The 2,907-nt window shown below is 59.6% G+C and carries 1 protein-coding gene and 2 pseudogenes; all 3 read right to left on the reverse strand.

Going from position 1 to position 2,907, the window contains the following annotated elements:
• Positions 1-138 (reverse strand): annotated as a pseudogene (locus M3A49_RS42575) (IS66 family transposase); the annotation flags it as partial.
• An 82-nt stretch (positions 139-220) separates the two neighbouring features.
• On the reverse strand, positions 221-1,777 hold the full coding sequence (gene ltrA / locus M3A49_RS42145; RefSeq protein WP_266233969.1) for a group II intron reverse transcriptase/maturase: 1,557 nt from the start codon (positions 1,775-1,777) through the stop codon (positions 221-223).
• A gap of 563 nt (positions 1,778-2,340) precedes the next feature.
• Positions 2,341-2,902, reverse strand: a pseudogene (locus M3A49_RS42150) (IS66 family transposase); the annotation flags it as partial.
• Between the last annotated feature and the right edge of the window lie 5 nt (positions 2,903-2,907).

Here is a 2,907-nt window from a genome sequence, read left to right on the forward strand (position 1 = left end):
TTCGGCGCTGCGGTACACCCATGCATAGCTTTTGCTCTGGGCGGACCTGCCGGGCTCCTTGAGCACCTGAACCGTCGTTTCGTCACCGTGGATCAACGGCTGCGACAGCAACGTCTTGTGCAGCGCGTCGTACAGGCGGTCGGGTAGCAGCGGCGCATTGCTGCGCCGCCGCCCCCTGAGAACCGTACGTGCGGGTCGCCCCGCATACGGCTCAAGCCACTCAGTCAGCACCTGAAGGGGCACCGGGCATCCCGACGGAACGTTTCGCGGTGCGACGGCGGGTAAAGTACGTGTCCCACACCGGATCAAACGGGTTCGCCAATCCTCGGATCTTGACGTGTCGCTGTATCGCGACTGTCGCAGCACGGAAGAGTTGCACACCGCGGGCATCACCCTTGGTTGATCCCTTCGTCGCAAAGTCCCAAGACCGGTGTCCGTCTTGCCGGAAGTACCGTTGCTTGACCCACCGGACTCCTTTCATGGGGTGGCGACGCTGCGCCCATTTCCAGAGTCGTCGCCAAATGTGCGAGTCTACCGAGGAGAAGGTCGCTTTCGACACGACGTGGCGGTGATACTGAGCCCAGCCCCGGATGACCGGGTTGAGCTGGCGTATCAACGCTTCCTGCGTGGCACTCGCGTTGCCCTTAATGATTGCCCCGACCTTATCAAGTAGCGACTTGACGCTCTTTTTCGCTGGCTTGATCAGCAGTTTGCCGGCGTACTTACGTACGTTCTGGCCGAGGAAGTCGAAACCCGCCGCTATGTGTGTGATTCTGGTTTTCTCATCCGAGAGTTCCAGACCTCGGGCGGCCATGAATTGCCTGACCGCAGGAAGTACTTTGAGTTCCAGCACGTCTTTCGATACGCCGGTCACCACAAAGTCATCCGCATAGCGGATAACGCTGAGCTGGGCTCTTTTGCGAGCGCGTGCGGATGTCCCCACGCTTGCATGGACTGCAGCTTCCAACCCATCTAGCGCCATATTCGCGATCACGGGAGAGATGATCCCCCCTTGGGGTGTACCAGCCCGTGATTCGAACAGGGTTCCCTCATCGATATAGCCAGCTTCCAGCCACTTACGCAGGATCACTTTATCCATCGGTATATGCTTCAGAAACCAGGAGTGACTGAAGTTGTCGAAACATCCTCGGATGTCACCCTCCAGAACCCATTCTGGCGAGATGCGTCTGGCCAGAGCGGTGAAACACTGTTCGATGGCATCGGCGGTCGAGCGCTCCGGCCGAAAGCCGTAGGAATTGGCGTCTGCAAGGGTCTCCGCGGCGGGCTCCAGAGCGAGCTTCCACAAAGCCTGCATCCCACGGCAAAGCATGCATGGGATTCCTAACGGACGCCTTTTCCCGTTACTCTTGGGAATATAAACACGCCGCAGCGGCATCGCACTATAGCCACAATGACGCAGCGACAGCATTCCTTTCCATTTGGCCGCCGAGGATGACCATATCCTGCCGTCAACCCCCGGCGTTCTCTTGCCACGATTATTCGTCACTCGCTTCACAGCCAACATCTTGGCGCTATGCGAGCGGGTTAGCAGTCGTTGCAAGGCTTTCACCTTGTCCCATCTGCGTTCCCTGGCGGCCTTGGCGATACGCGCCTGAAGTCGTTTCACCTCTGCCTCGATATGCGGCCAGTTTGCCTGGTCCCACATCTGGGCAGCGCGCGAGGACGCACCAGTTCCGGGCGCTTTCGCGTCGTTCGCTGTCATCTGCTTTCCCTCGTACAACGATTTTTCCAAAGCTCTCTCGCCATGAATGACCATGCGGAAGTCTGCCCGCTTTCGCGTCGAACAATGTCTCAGTTCGTATCTCGTCCATTACAGACAGGCTTTCGCTTTTTCCGCACTCCTTTACCCACAGTGCCAACAGTGTCCCTTGCGGTTCACCTGCCGTTGCCGGCAGCGCTATGGGCTTACCCTGTTCCGCATGAATTTCCGAGCGGGGCGGACCCTTCCTCTTCGCCGGCGGCTTACTGTCCATGGTGGCCCATACAGCAGGGACCACACCATGCCGCATACCATTTTGGTCCAAGCCTGTCATCACGTTTGGCTTGTCACTGCTAACGACGTTTATCGGAAGTTCACATGTGTTGATCGTGACCGCTCATCCCTTGCGCCTCAACGCCTTCGTGCTAGGCAGATTCCACCTCTCCTCGCGGTTCAGTGTACCGGTGATCCGGCGGCTACGTTATCCCCGAAGCTTCACACGGTGCTGTTACCGGCGCCGCATGTCCAGGTAGGGAACGGTTGATGGAACAACCGGTTTCATCAAGTCATATATCTTTACTCGTGAAACAGAAACTCAGGCGACTTTCAGGTCGCACGCGGTAGTGCAGTTCGCTGGGGCGGATGATCCAGTGAGCGAGCGTGCCGCGACTCACCGGAATCTGCCAGCGTGCGAGCGCGTCCTGCATCCGGTACAACGGCATGCCGTCGACGTACTTTGCGGTCGTGACCGTCGCGATCACCGACGCGTCCGCATGGCTGCCCGGAATCGGCTGCACCGGCATCGGCGCAAGCACGATCCGTGTATGTTCGGCGTGACACTCACAGTGCCGGCAGGCCCACTTGGAGCGCACGTTCTGCCGGACCGTCCACTTGACCTCGACGTGCAGGCTTCAGGTAGGCCGGCAGAGGCTTGCGGCCGCCCTTGCGCCGTTCGGGCTCGCTGTTTTGGGGCAGGCCGGTGTCGGGCAGCGCTGGCTGTGCACCCTCGTCGTCTTCATTGGAGGGGGCGGTCTGGGCGATCTGCTCGGCCTCGTCGAACACGCGATCCTTGCGTTTCTCGCTCTGCGGTGCGAAGCGCTCTGCCTGCAGCAGCCGGATCTGTTCCTCGAGCTGCTCGATGCGCTGGTTCAGCTCCTCGATCTGTGCGTCGCGCTGGGCAATATCCT

The sequence above is a fragment of the Paraburkholderia sp. CNPSo 3076 genome, assembly GCF_026343935.1.
In the GTDB taxonomy this organism is placed as follows: Bacteria; Pseudomonadota; Gammaproteobacteria; order Burkholderiales; family Burkholderiaceae; genus Paraburkholderia; species Paraburkholderia nodosa.